The 16,587-nt window shown below is 60.3% G+C and carries 16 protein-coding genes; 10 read left to right on the forward strand and 6 right to left on the reverse strand.

The features are described from left to right. Positions 1-2: 2 nt before the first annotated feature. Positions 3-761, reverse strand: coding sequence for a head GIN domain-containing protein (locus tag J7E24_RS11885; RefSeq protein ID WP_215138371.1), 759 nt, complete (start codon positions 759-761; stop codon positions 3-5). A 37-nt stretch (positions 762-798) separates the two neighbouring features. On the opposite strand from J7E24_RS11885, the gene J7E24_RS11890 reads away from it, so the two are divergent. From J7E24_RS11890 to gldC, 8 genes are all read left to right on the forward strand, one after another. Beyond that, positions 799-1,494 carry an SDR family oxidoreductase gene (locus J7E24_RS11890; RefSeq protein WP_215138372.1) on the forward strand — a complete coding sequence of 232 codons (696 nt, stop codon included), beginning with the start codon at positions 799-801 and terminating at the stop codon, positions 1,492-1,494. Positions 1,495-1,627: 133 nt separating this feature from the next. Next, a complete protein-coding gene (gene gldA / locus J7E24_RS11895; protein ID WP_215138373.1) occupies positions 1,628-2,548 on the forward strand; it encodes a gliding motility-associated ABC transporter ATP-binding subunit GldA in 921 nt (306 codons plus the stop codon). A 158-nt stretch (positions 2,549-2,706) separates the two neighbouring features. Then, positions 2,707-3,432 carry a gliding motility-associated ABC transporter permease subunit GldF gene (gene gldF / locus J7E24_RS11900; protein WP_215138374.1) on the forward strand — a complete coding sequence of 242 codons (726 nt, stop codon included), beginning with the start codon at positions 2,707-2,709 and terminating at the stop codon, positions 3,430-3,432. Positions 3,433-3,631: 199 nt separating this feature from the next. Next, positions 3,632-5,293 (forward strand): gliding motility-associated ABC transporter substrate-binding protein GldG, encoded by a 1,662-nt coding sequence (gldG, locus tag J7E24_RS11905; RefSeq protein WP_251047171.1) that lies wholly within the window; start codon positions 3,632-3,634, stop codon positions 5,291-5,293. A 28-nt stretch (positions 5,294-5,321) separates the two neighbouring features. Then, a complete protein-coding gene (locus tag J7E24_RS11910) occupies positions 5,322-5,747 on the forward strand; it encodes a hypothetical protein (protein WP_215138375.1) in 426 nt (141 codons plus the stop codon). A 13-nt stretch (positions 5,748-5,760) separates the two neighbouring features. Then, a complete protein-coding gene (locus tag J7E24_RS11915; RefSeq protein ID WP_215138376.1) occupies positions 5,761-6,048 on the forward strand; it encodes a hypothetical protein in 288 nt (95 codons plus the stop codon). Positions 6,049-6,240: 192 nt separating this feature from the next. Next, a complete protein-coding gene (dnaN, locus tag J7E24_RS11920) occupies positions 6,241-7,365 on the forward strand; it encodes a DNA polymerase III subunit beta (protein WP_092769496.1) in 1,125 nt (374 codons plus the stop codon). Positions 7,366-7,527: 162 nt separating this feature from the next. Then, positions 7,528-7,866, forward strand: coding sequence for a gliding motility protein GldC (gene gldC / locus J7E24_RS11925; protein ID WP_215138414.1), 339 nt, complete (start codon positions 7,528-7,530; stop codon positions 7,864-7,866). 102 nt (positions 7,867-7,968) lie between these two features. On the opposite strand, the gene J7E24_RS11930 is transcribed toward gldC, so the two are convergent. From J7E24_RS11930 to J7E24_RS11950, 5 genes are all read right to left on the reverse strand, one after another. Continuing rightward, complete coding sequence (locus J7E24_RS11930; protein ID WP_215138377.1) at positions 7,969-8,475, reverse strand: hypothetical protein; 507 nt, start codon at positions 8,473-8,475, stop codon at positions 7,969-7,971. Positions 8,476-8,693: 218 nt separating this feature from the next. After that, positions 8,694-9,230, reverse strand: a complete 537-nt coding sequence (dcd, locus tag J7E24_RS11935) for a dCTP deaminase (RefSeq protein ID WP_215138378.1) — start codon at positions 9,228-9,230, stop codon at positions 8,694-8,696. 118 nt (positions 9,231-9,348) lie between these two features. Beyond that, positions 9,349-10,233 (reverse strand): hypothetical protein, encoded by an 885-nt coding sequence (locus tag J7E24_RS11940; protein ID WP_215138379.1) that lies wholly within the window; start codon positions 10,231-10,233, stop codon positions 9,349-9,351. Positions 10,234-10,414: 181 nt separating this feature from the next. After that, positions 10,415-11,746 carry a glutamate-1-semialdehyde 2,1-aminomutase gene (gene hemL, locus J7E24_RS11945; RefSeq protein WP_215138380.1) on the reverse strand — a complete coding sequence of 444 codons (1,332 nt, stop codon included), beginning with the start codon at positions 11,744-11,746 and terminating at the stop codon, positions 10,415-10,417. Positions 11,747-11,840: 94 nt separating this feature from the next. Then, the gene (locus J7E24_RS11950) at positions 11,841-13,655 is read right to left on the reverse strand and encodes an ABC transporter substrate-binding protein (protein WP_215138381.1); all 1,815 of its coding nucleotides are present in this window, start codon (positions 13,653-13,655) and stop codon (positions 11,841-11,843) included. Between the two features lie 484 nt (positions 13,656-14,139). Between J7E24_RS11950 and J7E24_RS11955 the strand changes: the two genes are divergently transcribed. Both J7E24_RS11955 and J7E24_RS11960 read left to right on the forward strand, forming a co-directional pair. Continuing rightward, on the forward strand, positions 14,140-14,814 hold the full coding sequence (locus J7E24_RS11955) for a TetR/AcrR family transcriptional regulator (protein ID WP_215138382.1): 675 nt from the start codon (positions 14,140-14,142) through the stop codon (positions 14,812-14,814). 59 nt (positions 14,815-14,873) lie between these two features. After that, the gene (locus J7E24_RS11960; protein WP_215138383.1) at positions 14,874-16,580 is read left to right on the forward strand and encodes a peptidase domain-containing ABC transporter; all 1,707 of its coding nucleotides are present in this window, start codon (positions 14,874-14,876) and stop codon (positions 16,578-16,580) included. Positions 16,581-16,587: the final 7 nt, after the last annotated feature.

The following is a 16,587-nucleotide window of genomic DNA, read 5'->3' on the forward strand; positions in this document are numbered from 1 at the left end:
CGCTATTCGGGCCGAAGTTGGCCGCGGCCGGTAACAGCCAGGCTGAGCGTTGTGGGAGCGGGCGGAGCGTAGAACACGGTGCCGGTGCCAGCATGCGTGCCTACCAGCAGCCGCGAAGGGCGCAGGCGGGCATTGCCGTCGCTGCCGGAGTTGGTTTGTAAGTAGGCGTCGCGGAGCCCGAATTCCTGGGCGTAGAGGCTGCCGCTGCCGCCCAGCGTGTGGTGCAGCTCTTTGGCAGAGCCGCTGAGGTAAATGTTGCCCAGCTCGTACTGGTCCATGTTTACGTAGTGGCTGATGAGATGCAGGCGCAGGTCGCCGGCCCCCACTAGGTGGGGCGAAATGGTGTCCTGCCGAAATGGCCCTTCGGTGCGGATGTCGGCCTGGCCGCGCAGGAACAGGTCGGTGAGTCGGGGCACGTGCAACGTGACTTCGCGGGGCGTGTTGTAACGGCGGACCCAGTTGCAGCGGCTGCTATTGCGCACCGTCAGCATGCCGTCGGTTACTTCCAGCCGGATATCATCCTGCAGGTTTTTGCCGGCCCGCACTTCGGCGTAGGTTTCCGAGTCCTGCACCAGAATCACCGTGATGTTGTCGTAGGTGGTAAGCTGCTGAAACGGGGATAGGCTGCGGCGCTCAACTACGATGTTGCCGGTGCTGGTGAAGCAGCCGGCCTCGTTGTCTTTTTGGCAGCCGCCCAGCGCGGTGGCGAGGGCCAGAACTGCGGCCACGCGCAAAACCCGGCCGGGGGCGTTACCTTGCATCTTCAAACAGGAACCCCACATTTTAGCACTTCGCGCAATGGATTTGAGCGGCAAGGTAGCCATTATCACAGGCGTCAGCAAGGGTATCGGACTGGCCACCGTTGAGGCGCTGCTGGCCAAAGGCATGCATGTAGCCGGCTGGGGCCGCAACGCGCCCACCGATTTCCAGCACCCACGCTTCCACTTCATCGAGTGCGACGTGCGCGATGAAAAGGCCGTGCAGAAGGCTTTTAAAGCCACCCAGAAGCAGTTGGGGCAGGAGGTACACGTGCTGGTAAACAACGCCGGACTGGGTATTTCGGGGGCCGTTGACGGCTTTTCGGCTGATGACTGGCGGCTGATGTTCGACACCAACGTGCACGGCACTTTTTACTGCACCCAGGCCGTGCTGCCCGCCATGAAAAAGCAGCAGTTGGGCCACATCTTCAACATCAGCTCCATTGCCGGCACTACCGGCATCGAGAACATGGCCGGCTACTGCGCCAGCAAGTTTGCGGTTCGCGGCTTCTCGCAGTCGGTATTTAAAGAGGTGCGCAAAGACGGTATCAAGGTTACCTGCATTTACCCCGGCTCTACGCAAACCAATTTCTTCGACGACATTCCTGGCGTGGAAGCCAACGAAGGCATGATGCAGCCCCAGGACATTGCCGAGACCATGGTGTATGCACTGGAAACGCCGTTCAACTTCCATCTAGTAGACATTGAAATGCGGCCTTTGCAGCCGAAGAAGTAAGTTGGTAAACCAGCTGTCATCCTGAGCGGAGCGAAGGACCTTATCAGGAAACAACCAACAGAGACGTGATAAGGTCCTTCGCTCCGCTCAGGATGACAGCTGCGGGGGCATCCGTACAACGTATAACGCAACTATGGTAGAAGTTCAGCACCTGACCAAAACCTTCGGCTCGCAGGCCGCCGTCGACGACATCAGCTTTTCGGTGGGCAAGGGCGAAATCCTGGGCTTTCTGGGGCCGAACGGGGCGGGCAAATCCACGACCATGAAAATGGCGCTGGGCTACCTGCCGCCCTCGGCCGGCACGGTGGTCGTGGAGGGGTTCGATGTGCGCACGGCCCCGCTGGAAGTGCGCCGCCGGGTGGGCTACCTGCCCGAGCACAACCCGCTCTACCTTGATATGTACGTGCACGAGTACCTCGAATTTATCGGCTCGGTGCACGGACTGGGCGGCAGCGGCCTGCGCCAGCGGGTGCGCCAGCTGGTGGAGCGGGTAGGGCTTGGCCGCGAGCAGAACAAGCTCATCGGCGCCCTCAGCAAGGGCTACCGCCAGCGCGTGGGCCTGGCCCAGGCCCTCATCCACGACCCCGGCGTGCTCATCCTCGACGAGCCTACCACCGGCCTCGACCCCAACCAAATCGGCGAAATCCGCCAGCTTATCCGCGAGTTGGGCCAGGACAAAACCGTCATTTTTAGCACCCACATCCTGCCCGAAGTAGCCGCTCTGTGCAGCCGGGCCGTCATCATCAGCCGCGGCCGCCTCGTGGCCGATTCGCCGGTAGCCGAGCTGGGGGCCCGCGCCGCCGGTGAAACCGTTATCCGCGCCGAGTTCGAGCAGCTAATTGATACGGCGCCGCTGCTGGCGCTGCCCGGCATCCTGGCCGCCGACCTGGAAACCGGCACTACCTACCGCATCCGGGCCCGCGCCGGCTCCGACCAGCGCGGCGCTATTTCGCGCTTGGCCGCCGCCCAGGGCTGGGTACTGCTGGGCCTGCGCCAGGAAGAACAGAGTTTGGAGCAGGTGTTTCAGCAGCTGACAGAAGGCGGGAAGAAGTGAGAAAAGAACGTCATTCAGAGCGCAGCGAAGAATCTCGCATGCTGACGTTGCAGCAGCAACCCTAAAGAGTGCGTGCGAGATTCTTCGCTGCGCTCTGAATGACGTTCTCCAGTACTGCTTTCTTTCCCTTCAGCACATCAAAAAATCAACCCCCAACCATGCTTGCCATTCTGCGCAAAGAATTCAACAGCTTCCTGAACTCGCCCGTGGCTTATGTGGTGCTGGGCGTGTTTCTGGTGGCTACCGGGCTGTTCGTGTGGGTGTTCCCTGACAGCTCGGTGCTCGACTACGGGTTTGCCGACTTGCAGACGCTGTTCAATATCGCGCCCTGGATTTTCCTGTTTCTGATTCCGGCCCTCACCATGCGCACGTTTGCCGAGGAGAAGAAGGCCGGCACCATGGAGCTGCTGCTCACGCGCCCGCTCACCGATACCCAGCTCATCGGCGGCAAGTACCTGGCCTGCCTGCTACTGGCGCTACTGGCGCTGCTGCCCACGCTGCTCTACTACTACTCGGTGTACCAGCTCGGCGACCCGCAAGGCAATATCGACTCGGCGGCTACGGTGGGCTCGTACCTGGGTCTGGCGCTGCTGGCGGCAGTGTTTGCGGCCATCGGCGTGTTTGCCTCGGCCCTCACCCGCGACCAGATTGTGGCCTTTCTGGCGGCCGTGGTGGGCTGCTTCCTGGTGTACTCGGGCTTCGATTCGCTGGCTTCGGTGTTCGATGGCGCGCCGGCCTACTACATCGGCCAGCTCGGCATTGCGGCTCACTACCGCGACTTGAGCAAGGGCCTCATCGATTCGCGCGACCTGCTCTACTTCTTCACCCTTAGCGCCGCCATGCTGCTGGCCACCCGGCTGGCGCTCCAAAGCCGCAACTGGTGATTTCTTAAGCTGATAGCTAGTAGCTGATAGCTGCTAGCTTTCTGTGCTAATGGCTCTGTTTAGGGCTGTCAGCTATTGAGAGTGAGTTTGAATAACTTTTTTGCATGCATTCGTGAGTATTGAACCAGAACAGGAGCTAACAGCTAACAGCTCTCAGCTAACAGCTCAAAACCCAACAGCTCAAACTAAAAAGCGCGACTTGACCCGGTTTGCGGTGCTGCTGGGCGCGCTGCTGCTGCTCAGTTTTCTGGGTAGTCTGTTCTTCTTCCGGCTCGACCTGACGGAGGATAAGCGCTACACCATGTCGGGGGCCACCAAGGAGCTGCTGGAGAAGCTGCCCCAGCCCGTAACCGTGACGGTGTACCTGGATGGCGACTTCCCGCCCGGCTTCCGGCGCCTGCAGCAGGGCGTGCGCGAAACCCTGAATGAAATGCGCGTGTATGGCGGCGCCAACCTGCATTTCGTATTCGTCGACCCCTCGGCGGCAGCCACCGAGCAGGCCCGCAACGAGTTCTACCAGACGCTGTTCAAAAAGGGCCTGACGCCCACCAACCTCGGGGCCAACGACAACGGCAAGCGCACCGAGAAAATCATCTTCCCCTGGGCCGTGGTATCGGCCGGGGGCAAGGAGGAAAAGGTGCTGCTGCTGCGCGGCAACCAGGCCGAATCGCCCGAAGTGCGCCTCAACCAAAGCATCGAGGGCCTGGAATACGAGTTGGCCAGTGCCATTGGCCGGCTTAGCCCCGGCAAGCGCCAGCGTATCGGGGTAGTAGAAGGCCACGGCGAGCTGACCAACCTCGAAGCCGGCGACCTGATTGGTTCGCTCAGCCGCGACTACGACGTGTTTCGGGTGAATCTGGACAAGTCGCGTCCCCAGGATCTGACCACGCTCAGCGCCCTCATCGTGGCTAAGCCCGCCCAGCCTTACACCGAGCCCGAGAAGTTCAAGCTCGACCAGTTTATCACGCAGGGCGGCAACGCGCTGTTCTTTGTCGATGCCATGCGCGTGAACCTCGACAGCGCCAGCCGCGGCGGTATGCTCGCCTTCCCACTCAGCCTGAACCTCGACGACCTGTTGTTCAGGTACGGTGTGCGCATCAACCCCGATTTGCTGCTCGACCTCAACTCGGGCGTTATTCCGCTGGTAACGGGCCTGAACGGCGATAAGCCCAAGGTGGAGCCCATGCCCTGGCAGTTTTACCCGCTTATCAACCAGTTCAGCCCGCACCCCATCACCCGCAACCTCGACGCGGTGTACACCAAGTTCGTGAGCAGTATCGATACGGTGAAGGCCGTGGGCATCCGCAAAACGCCGCTGCTGTTCACCTCGCGCTACACCCGGGTGCTGCCCTCGCCGGTGCCCGTGAACCTCAACGACGCCCGCCTGCCGCCCGACCCCAAGCTCTACACGGCCCGCAACAAGCCGGTGGGCTACCTGCTCGAAGGCCAGTTCCGCTCGCTGTTTGCCAACCGCGCCGCGCCCGGCACCAGCCGCTTCCTGCCCGAAACCAGCCCCGAAAACCGCCCCGCCAAAATCCTCGTCATCTCCGACGGCGACTTCGTGCGCAACGACATCGACCCCAAAACGGGCCGCCCCATGCGCCTGGGCTTCGACCGCCTCGCGCCCACCGAATTCGCCAACCGCGAGCTGGTGCTCAATGCCGTCGATTACATGCTCGACCAGTCGGGCCTGATAGCGGTGCGCGGCAAGCAAATCACGCTCCGCCCCCTCGATAAAGTGCGCATAGCGGCCGAACGGAGCCGCTGGCAGCTCCTGAACCTAGCCGCCCCGCTGGTGTTGCTGGGCCTCTTCGGAGTCGTGCGCGCCTGGCGCCGCAAGCGCCGGTATGCCCGGTTTTGAGATGCGAATAGGTGTTTAATTTGCAAGAATGGAAACTCCAGTTATTACAACATTGGTTACAGCCGTTTCGGCCGTAATAGTGGCTGGTTTGACTTATTATCTTACTAAGCGCCGTGAACAAGAAATAGAATGGAGGAAGCTAAAACTAGAACATTACAGAACATACATGGCCGCGCTATCGGGGGCTATTGGCTCGCGTACATCTGCTGAAAGTCAAATACGATATGCTGATGCTGTAAACACTCTGCAATTAGTTGCACCGGAGAAAGTGTTGGCCGCTCTCTATAATTTTCAGGATGAAATAAAGTACAGTAATAGCAGTAAGACAACAGAATCTCACGATGACTATCTCACCAAATTATTAATAGAAATGCGAGCTGACATCCACCCGTCATTGAAACACGATAAAGGATTGAAGTTTAGGATGTTTGATATTCCGCCGATTACAGCCTGATTGTTAACAAAAAATGATGCTCGGCGAATTTATAGGTGAAATACTCATTGAAGGCCTGCTAGGCTCCCTCAGCAACGCCGTGAAGGCCAGCATCGGCTTTGTATACCTCTATCTGCGCTACTGGCGGCCGCGGCGGGTGCGCGAGCAGCTGGCCGGGCGCTACGGCGGCCGCTACGCCACGGCTGGCTCGGCAGTGCTGACGGGACTGCTGCAGGGGCTGGGCGTGGCGCTGCTGCTGGCATTGGCGGCGACGGGGTTGCTGCTGCTGGGAAAGGCCCTCTGGGCCGCTATCGGGCAGTAAAATGCAGTCGTGCCATTGGCCGCTAACCTGCGGGCGGTGCGAGTGGGACCAGAGCCATAAATGGCTGTTTTGCGGTGATGGCACCACGGCTGCCACATTCCCGGCCCACGCCGCCCGCCGGCGTTAGAAAACCCCGGCCGCGTTGCCTATCTTTGCCTATTACCCCAACTGCCTTCCAACTCAACTCTTCCTATGAAGTTCATCGTCTCGTCTTCCGCCCTGCTCAAGCAGCTCCAGAGCATCAACGGCGTGGTTACGAACAACCCCGTGGTGCCCATTCTGGAGAACTTTCTCTTTGAAATCGAGGACGGCAAGCTGACGATTACGGCCTCCGACCTGGAGACGAGCATGATGACCGAGCTGCCCGTGGAAGCCCGCGAAAGCGGCCGCATTGCCGCTCCCGCCCGCATCCTGCTCGATACGCTCAAAAACCTGCCCGACCAGCCCGTTACCTTCACGCTCGACGAGGAAACCTACAGCATCGAAATTGCCAGCAGCAACGGTCGCTACAAGCTGGCCGGCGAAAACGCCACCGACTTCCCCCGCGTGCCGGTGGTAAAAGGCACGGCTCCGGTCGAAATGCCTTCTTCGTCGCTGAGCCGGGCCATCAACAAAACTATCTTCGCGGTGAGCACCGACGAGCTGCGCCCGGCCATGACCGGCATTCTGGTGCAGCTGGCCGACAACCAGGTAACCTTCGTGGCCACCGACGGCCACCGCCTGCTGCGCTACCGCCGCTCCGATGTGGGCGCGGGCCAGACCAGCAACATCATCATCCCGCGCAAGGCCTTCAATCTGCTGAAAGGCGCGCTGCCCTCCGAGGCCACGCCCGTGCGCATGGAGTTCAACGCCTCCAACGCCTACTTCAGCTTCAACCAGATGCGCCTCGTGTGCCGCCTGATTGATGAGCGCTACCCCGATTACGAGAACGTAATTCCGGTCAGCAACCCCAACAAGCTCATCATCAGCCGCCAGGAGTTGCTGAACTCGGTGAAGCGCATCAGCATCTATTCGAACAAGACCACCCACCAGGTGCGCCTGCGCCTCGCCGGTTCCGAGCTGACGGTGTCGGCCGAGGACCTCGATTTCAGCAACGAGGCCAACGAGAAGCTGGCTTGCCAGTACGACGGCGAGGACATGGAAATCGGCTTCAACGCCAAGTTCCTGCAGGAAATGCTCAGCAACATCGACTCGGAGGAAATCACGCTGGAGCTGAGCACGCCCAACCGCGCCGGCCTGCTGATGCCCACCACCCCCGACGACCACGAAAGCATCCTGATGCTGGTGATGCCCGTGATGCTCAACAACTACGTCTGATCACGGATTAGCGCGGATTAGCGCGGATTTCACGGATTTTGTAGATGGGCCCGTCGAACGACTGTTCCCAGGATACCATTCATGAAATCCATCCGGATTCGTGCTGCTTCGTGACCCGCCTACAAAATCCGTGAAATCCGTTTAAATCCACGCTAATCCGTGATGAAGAAATCTGAAATCCGCTTCAGCATTGCCCTCGACGACCAGAAGGTGCCCGAGGCCATCAGTTGGTCGGCCACCGATGCGGGGCCCGATATCCACTTTGCCAAAGCCATCAACATTGCCCTTTGGGACCGGGACGAGCGGGGCACGATGAAAATCGACCTCTGGACCAAGGATATGCCCGTCGATGAGATGAAGCATTTCTACGTCGATACCATCGGCGCCATGGCCGAAAGCGTGCTCACCGCCACCAACGACACAGTAATGGCCACCAAAATGCGCGAGTTGTGCCGCCAACTCATGGATCATATTGAGGACGAGCAGCAGAAGCAGAAGTAATTACTCGTTTCGCTACTCGGACATTGGGTTAGCTCAACCAACACAAAAGCCCCGTCGGCGCACTGCCGACGGGGCTTTTGTATTGATTGAGCAATACTACTACTATTTAGCCTTGGTAGCCGTAGCCGGGCCAATGGTAGCGCCCTTGCTGCTGGCCGGGGCCGGGTCCTTCACCGACTTCACGAAAGCGTCGTTGGTGGTCTGGATGTTATAGTTCATGCTAAATGCGTTGTACTCGCGGCGCGAACCATAGTAGTTGCTGTATTGGTCGGTGCTGAGCACCGACTGCAACTCCTTGTCCCGCTCACGGCACACAATGTCGCACTGGTCTTTGATGAGTTTGTCGTTGCCGGCATTCTGCTGAATGATAGCAATGATACGGGCCTGCTTGTCTTCATTAATGGCCTGAACGCGGGATTTCTGATAGCCGTTCAGGCGCAAGTCACGCGTCATCTGATACGACAGGTCCTGGGCCCGCTGCTGGCCGGGGCTTAAGCGGGAAGATGGTTTGGTTGCGTCCTGCTTGGTAACCAGCGGAGCCCGCTGCTGGGCATAAACGCCGAACGAAGTCAGAAGAAGGGCGGAGGCGAGGGCAAGTATCTTTTTCATCGGGAAAGAATAGCGTGAATAGATGGAATAAGGCCGAAGCGCTTTTAGCCGGCCGGCCTGTAGGTCGGGGCTTGCCCCATGCTAACGAAAAATGATGCCAGGTAGTTTACTTTGGCGTGTCGCCGCTGCTCCAGCTCCCTTTAAAAATGCGCAGCCCGCGCGGCAGCCGAGGCCGCCGCGCGGGCTGCATAAAGTGCCCAGGGTTCAGGTAGGCAGCCCTAAAATGTGTTCTTCCACATCATCGACTCAACAGGCTTCACGGTGCGCTGATTGTACTTGGCGTTGGGCTTGCTGTTGTAGAGGTTTTCCACCTCACCTTCCACTGTGAAGTAGATGAGCTGGCCCACTGGCATGCCGTGGTAAATACGCACGGGCATCGACACGCTGATTTCCAGCGTCCAGGTGTTGCAGAAGCCGATGTCGCCCTTGCCGGCGGTGGCGTGAATGTCGATGCCGAGGCGGCCGACGCTGCTCTTGCCCTCCAGAAACGGTACGTGGGCATGGGTTTCGGTGTACTCCTCGGTTACGCCCAGGTACAGGGTGCCGGGCTGCAGCACGAAGCCTTCAGCCGGGATTTCGAATACGTCGATTTGGTTGTGCTTGCGGGCGTCGAGTACCGCGTCGCGGTAGGTGGCCAGGTAGCGGCCCAGGTGCACGTCGTAGGAGTTGGTACCCAGGCAGCTCCGGTCGTAAGGCGCTATTACAATGGTGCCCCGCTCAATTTCGGCAAGAATCTGCTGGTCGGAAAGAATCATTTTATCAGGTGTAGGTGAAGGGCTGAAAACGGAAAATAGCAGCCAGTTCGGGTGTTGTGCCGCACTTTGGGCGAGGCGCCCGACGGGCAGACTCTTCCTCCATGCCACGGTTTTTTAATCAGCTTTCCTCTTCCTCTTCGTAGCGGTCTTCGGGCAGAGCCTTCGACGCGGCACGGCGCGGCCGTTGGGGTTCGGGCTCGTTGTCAGAGTCGGCGTAGGAAGGAGGCAGAAGAGCGTCGAGGCGCTGCTGCAGCGCCGGCGCTACACTGAGCACCAGGTAGAGGAGCAGCAGAAATGAGCCGATGAGCAGCATGAGGCTCAGGTAATCCATCCAGTCGTGGCGGGCGGGCACATCGAGGGGGCGGGGGCCGGCGTAGGCGGGGGCCGAGGCTAGGTCGGCTTCGGGCTGAGGGTTCGGGTCTTCGGCTACGGCCGCAGGCCCGCGCAGCGTGGCAGGAGCCGCTCCATCGGCCGCCGGCGGCACGGCCGCGCCATCGGCCGCCAGCTCGTCGGGGGCGGGGTCCTGGGAGGCATTGAACTGGGCTGCGCTCTGCTTGATAACCCGCTGCAGGGTGCGTACCAGCGCCACCCGCTCATCGCGGGGTAGCACCCGGATAAAGAACTCGAAGTTGCGGTCGACCAGCAGGCTGTTCAACTGCTTTTCGAACTCTAGCAAATCGGTGCGGCCTTTCCCAAACCGGCTCTTAAACCGCTCCGATACGCCGTTGTAGTTACGAAACAGCTTTTTAAGGTCGTCGCGGCCGAAGTAAGTGTCGAACTCGGCCCGGGCCTTGGTAGCGCGCAGGCTCACCGGATATTTAGCGCGGGCAAACGATTTATCGTACACTGTTTCCATCGTCCGGAAGTTCAGCTCGTCGACGGTGCGGTCGAAGAGTCGTTTGTTGGCAGCAGCCGGATCGGGAGTGGATTGGGCCGCCAGCAGCAGTGGCAGCATAAGGCCCAGCAACAGAAAAAGCAGTGGCAGCGGGCGAAATCGAAACATGTAAGCGCGGTTGATTCGCGCAAAGGTCGGATTTTTCGTGATTAGTTGTTAGCTAAAAAAGCGTCATTCAGAGCGGAGCGAAGAATCTCGCGTGCCACAGTACCTTCTGACGATGGGGGTACTTACTGCACGCGAGATTCTTCGCTTCGCTCTGAATGACGCTCTGTTATAATCTCTAACCCTACAGCCCGTGCGCTTCTATCATCGACTCGCGGCAGGCAGTGAGGTAGCGGTCTACCAGTTCGTCGGTGATGGAGATGCTGATGAACAGGGCTTCGTAGAGGGCCGGGGCCAGGTAGATGCCACGGTTGAGCATGGCCCGGAAGTAGCGGCCGAACGCCTCCGTATCGGAGGTTTTGGCGTCTTCGAGGTTGGAAACGGGCTGGTCGGTGAAGAAGACGCTGAACATCGAGCCGACGCGGTTGACGGTGTAGTTCAGCCCCAGGTCGGCGCAGATCTGGCGGGTGCCGTCGGCGAGGCGGGCCGTGATGCGGTCCAGCTCAGTGTACAGCTCCGGGTGCTCGTGCAGGTAAGTAAGCTGGGCAATGCCGGCGGCCGTAGCAATGGGGTTGCCCGAAAGTGTGCCCGCCTGATACACCTTGCCGGCCGGAGCCACCTGGTCCATAATATCCTGGCGGCCACCATAAGCCCCCACGGGCATACCGCCACCAATAATTTTGCCGAGCGTGGTCATATCGGGCACTACACCGAACAGCTCCTGGGCTCCGCCGCGGGCGAGGCGGAAACCGGTCATCACCTCATCAAAAATAAGCACGATGCCGTGGCGGGTGCATAACTCGCGTAGGCCCTGCAAATAGCCCTCGGCCGGGGCCACAAGGCCCATGTTGCCTACTACCGGCTCTAAAATCAGGGCAGCGACCTGACCCTCGTTGGCCAGTATCAGCCGCTCGGTAGCTTCCAGGTTGTTGTAGGGGGCAGTAAGGGTATCCAGGGCCACGCCCTGCGTGACGCCGGGCGAATCGGGCGCGCCGAGCGTGAGGGCCCCCGAGCCGGCAGCAATCAGAAACGAGTCGCCGTGGCCATGGTAGCAGCCTTCGAATTTGATGATTTTGTCGCGCCCCGTGTAGCCCCGCGCCACCCGAATGGCCGACATAGTGGCTTCGGTGCCCGAATTCACCAGCCGCACCTTCTCAATGCTAGGCACCATTTTCTTGATCAGCTCGGCCATTTCTACCTCGCGGCGGGTAGGCGCGCCAAACGAAAGCGAGTCGCCGGCAGCAGCTCGCACGGCATCTACCACGAGGTCGGGGGCGTGGCCCAGAATCATCGGGCCCCAGGAGTTGATGAAGTCGAGGTATTGGTTGCCGTCTACATCCGTCAGCCAGGCCCCTTTGGCCGACTGCATGAACACCGGGTGGCCGCCCACGGCCCGGAAGGCCCGTACCGGCGAGTTTACACCCCCTGGAATGTGGTGCTGGGCGCGGGTGAAAAGCGTATCGGAGGTGGAGAGGTTGAGAGCGGGCTGAGTATTGCGTACTGAGTCGGGAGACATGAGAATTGAAGTAAATGCAGGTTAAAATCAGATTCTTCCAGTTCGAGTAACGGATATATAACTACTCAATACCCACTACTCCATACTACCCAACCTACCGGAAGCCCACCGGGTTCAGCACTTCCACTTCGAGTCGTTCAAGCTTGGTGATAGGCACGTACTGGTTGTCGTGGGCACCGTTGGGGTAGCCAATGCCCTGGAAAACAGCTCCGGACACCGGCCCGCCATTGGCCAACGGCTGCTGGAAAGATGGGCCGTGCTGATGCAACTGGCTGCCGAAGTAGTATAGCAGCTCGAAGCCCGTGTAGGCGAATACCGAGGGCGGCAGGTTCAGCTGCTGAATGTATAGCTGGCGCACCCGCCGCACCCCGGCATTGTTGCGGTCGAGGTACTTGGGGTGGACAAAGTAAATGTCGCGCGAGTCGAGTTGATCGAGGCTGAGGCGGTTATTGTTGAGCCAGGACGCGTACGTAATGAGCGGCGGCTTGGCGTTCTGCACCCGCATAGCCGAGAGCGTGAACACGCCAGCCTTGGGGTTGTCCGAAGCCACTACAAGGTGGCCAATGGTCTTCAGATCGATGCCACCGAAGCCGGCAGCCAGCGTCGTCTCATCATCAGACTTGATGCGGCGCAGCTGCAGCACCTTGCCGCCCAGCGCCTCGTAGGCCTGCTTATAGGCCACGCCGAAAGCTGTTTCATCATGGGTATCTTCGTAGAGAACCACGGCCGTGCGTGGCCCGCCCAGGCGGGTGTAGGCAAACTGGGCCGCCTGCCGCGCCTGGGTGGCCGTGCTGGGCTCAAACAGGTAGTGCCAGGCGTTATCCGTTACCAGGCTGCCATCCTGCGAAAGCGGATTGACGACGGCAATCTGGTGTTGCAGGGCGTACTGGGCCAGTATTTTGGAACCCGACTTATAGATGGGGCCGATGATAAGATCCATGCCGGTGAGCTCGGGCAGCGTGAGTACCTGCTTAAGCTGTACAGTGTCGGCGCCGGTGTCGTAGGCGAAGAGCTGCACCGGCCGGCCGGCCCGCTGCAGCGAATCCTGGGCTAGGCGCAGGCCGGCATACAGGTCGGTTACGAACTGGTTACGGCGGCGCTTCTCCCAGCTGGTGTCGCCGAACTCGAAGGGTAGGAGCACGCCAATGTTGTAGCTGCTTTTTTTGGTGCCGCCCGGCCGGGGCGTGTAGGTGTTGCGGTCGAGCTTGAAGCGGCTGATGAGCTGGTCGAGCTGGGGCTGGTCGGCGGACGTGTACCAGCCGCCGCTCACCAGCTTATCGGCGTAGGCCCGGCCCAGGGCCGCATCTTGCGGGAAGTTCTTTACAAGACCCTGGAACACGGCCTTCTCGCTGATGCGGGGCAGGTACATAGCTTCCATGTTGGCCCGCTCAGTTGCCAGCGCGTTGGCGGGCAGTTCGTTGAGCACGGCCAGCGCGTTGGCATAGTCCTGCTGCTCGAACGAAATCTGGCCCTGCAGAAACAGCGCTTCGGGTAAGCCGCCCCAGCTAGGGTAACGGTTGCGCAGCAGGTTAAGCATCTGCTCGGCCTCGGCCCATTTTTTGGCTCGGCTGGCCGCTACCGCGTACAGATAAGCGGCTTCGGGAGCCCGCCCGAATTTGGCGGCCGGGAGCGTCAGGGGTTCCAGCTCCTGCATGGCCAGCGCGTAGCGGCCCTGCTCCACTAAAATCTTCCCGTTTTTGTAGCGCAAATCCTGGTCGGCTGAGCCCAGGCCGGCCGGTGGCGGCAGCATAGTAGCCGTTGTAGCCACCGCCGTTTTGGCCGTTGCTGGCTTAGCCGCTGCCGGCCCGGCTGGTTTGGCCGCCGGCCGCACCGCCTGGGCGCGCAACGACGGAGCAGCCGCCAGACCGGCGCAGAGCAGTACCGTGGACAGAAAGGCAGGTAACCTCATAGACCGAAAACCAGGGAAAAGCGGAACAACCACGCAAGTCGCTACCAGCGCAGCCTGCGTAGCAAAGGTACGCAGTTGCGGCCGGGTTGAAACCGGGCTGATGCTGGCTTGGCGGAGGCGCGCGGTGGTTTGCGCCTGGTGCAGCTGCCCTACACGCCCGGCCTCAGCCGCATTTACCCGCGTAACGGGCGTAGCGTACAGGTAGGAAGCGTTGCTGGGGAAGTGCTCCTGCTTCGGCAGCAAAAGGCCGGGCTGAGGCACGTTGTACAGGAACAAAGGATGGCAGGAAGGATGCTTTAATTGAAATTTAAGCTCCATTTAATTCCATCTTAAGCCAGCGGCCAAGCAGGGGAAGTACCTTTGCAGCAGGTTTTGAAAAGGACAAGCCTTACGGGCAACTTGTTCGGCAGGCGCCGTCTGGTTCCCGGTCTGCTAGTAATGCTATCAAAAACGAGAGTACTACCCCTTGCCGTCTCCACAGACAATGAATCCACTGCTTCGTATTGAGTTGAACGAGCGACTGTACCTGCGCGACCCGCAGGATACGGAACTGGGCCGCCGGCTGATTGGCGAAAGCGTACAGCTGATTGATGAAATCGGGCTGGAGCAGTTCACGTTTAAAAAGCTCGCCCAGCGCATGGGCTCAACTGAGGCCTCGCTTTACCGCTACTTCGAGAACAAGCACCGGCTGCTGGTGTACCTGGTGTCGTGGTACTGGGCCTGGATGCGCTACCAGATCCGCTTCCATACCCACAACGTGCCCGATGCCGCCCAGCGCCTGCGCCTGATTCTGGGCGTATTCACGCGGGCCCACCACGACGACCTGACCACCACCTCGCTTGATGAGGCGGCCTTGTACCGCATAGTGGTAAATGAAGCTTCCAAAGCTTATCTCACCCACGCCGTGGATGAAGACAACCAAGCTGGTCTGTTTCGCGAATACAAGCGGCTGGTTGCCGAAGTAGCCGCTGTTGTAACGGAACTCGCCCCCGCCTACCCGTTTCCGCGGACGCTGGTGAGCACCTTGGTGGAGGCGGCCCGCAAACAACACTTTTTTGCCCGACATCTGCCCGGACTCACCGACGCGCAAAACACTGACAGCGAAGAGACAGTTCTGTACCGATTCCTTGAAAACCTGGCCTTCGGGGCGCTACGCTAAGGCTGCTGCCTGAGTTCCGCACCGCTTTCCGCTACTTGCGCCAATCCGACATCCGTTTCATGCCCGACACCACCTCTTCGCTCAAGCCCGTTCAGCGACTCTTCAATCTGTTGCACGCCGAGCGGCGCGACATCACCTACCTCTACATTTATGCGGCGCTGGCGGGCCTCATCAGCCTCACGCTGCCACTGGGCGTGCAGTCGGTGATTGGCTTTGTGAGCAGCGGCGACGTGAGCACCTCGCTGGTGGTACTCATCAGCTTCATCGTGCTGGGCACGTTCGGGGTGGGCGCCCTGCAGGTAATGCAGCTCCATCTGGTCGAGTTTGTGCAGCGGCGGTTGTTTGCGCGCATCAGCTTCGATTTTGCCGTGCGCCTGCCCCGGGTGCGTACCGAAGAACTCGATGGCCAGTACCTGCCCGAGCTGATGAACCGGCTGCTCGACGCGCCCACGCTGCAAAAAGGCCTTTCTACGCTGCTGATTGAATTTTCGGCGGCGGCCCTGCAAATCCTGTTCGGCCTGATTCTGCTCTCCTTCTACCATCCCATCTTCATCGTATTCGGCCTGCTGCTGCTCGGCATGCTGGCCGTGCTCATCCGCCTCACCGGTCCTGGCGGCCTTGATAGCAGCCTGGCCGAGTCGAAGTACAAGTATAAGGTAGTGGCCTGGCTCGAAGACGTGGCCCGCACCGTTAATACCTTCCGCCATGTGCCCCGGCAGCAACTCTCGCTGGGCCGCACCGACGAGCTGGTGGAAGGCTACCTGAAGGCCCGCGAAAGCCATTTTCGGGTGCTCATTACGCAGTTCTGGGGCTTCGTCGCCTTCAAGAGCCTCATTACAGCCGCACTGCTTATTATCGGGTGCTGGCTGCTGATCAGCAAACAGCTCAACATCGGCCAGTTTGTGGCCGCCGAAATCGTGATTATCCTCATCATCACGGCCATGGAAAAAGTGCTGCTCAAAATTGATGTGGTGTACGACGCCCTGACTTCGCTCGACAAAATCGGCCATGTGCTCGATTTGCCGATGCTGCCCGCCGCCACCGGTACGCTGGTGCTGCCGGCCGTGAGCCCGGTGGTTGGCCTGCAGGTAGAGGTGCGCGACCTGAGCTACCGCTACCCCGCCAACGAGAAGTTCACCCTCGAAAACCTCTCGCTCAGCGTGGCGGCAGGCGAGAACCTGGGTCTGGCCGGTACCGATGGCTCGGGCAAAAGCACGCTGCTGAGCGTGTTGGCTGGCCTGCTGGCCGACTATACCGGGGTGGTAGCCTACGATGGGCTGCCAATGCGCGACCTGACCCCGGACAGCCTCAGCAACGAGCTGGCCGACAATATTTCGCACCGCGGCCTGTTCGAAGGTAGTCTGCTGCAAAACCTGACCCTCAATCAACCCGGCGTCGGGCCCGACGACGTGGCCTGGGCCGTAGATTTGGTGGGCTTGCGCGATGAGCTGTACGCCCGCCCGCAGGGCCTGAATACGCCCGTAGGAGTGGGCACCCCCTTCTCCGACAGCGCCCGCCAAAAGCTGCTGCTGGCCCGCGCCCTGGCCAGCCGCCCCCGCCTGCTACTGCTCGACAACCCGTTGCTGAACGTGGAGCGCGCCGAGCGCCACCGCATCCTGAGTCGCCTGCTGGAGCCCGGCCATCCCTGGACAATAGTTATTGCCAGCCACGAGCCCGATACGCTCCGCCTCTGCCACCGCCTGCTGCTGTTGCAGGAAGGCCACGTAGTGAAAGAAGGTGATTATGAGACAGTAATGGGGAATTAAATGAGGG

The organism is Hymenobacter sp. ISL-91, assembly GCF_018613725.1.
Taxonomy (GTDB): Bacteria; Bacteroidota; Bacteroidia; order Cytophagales; family Hymenobacteraceae; genus Hymenobacter.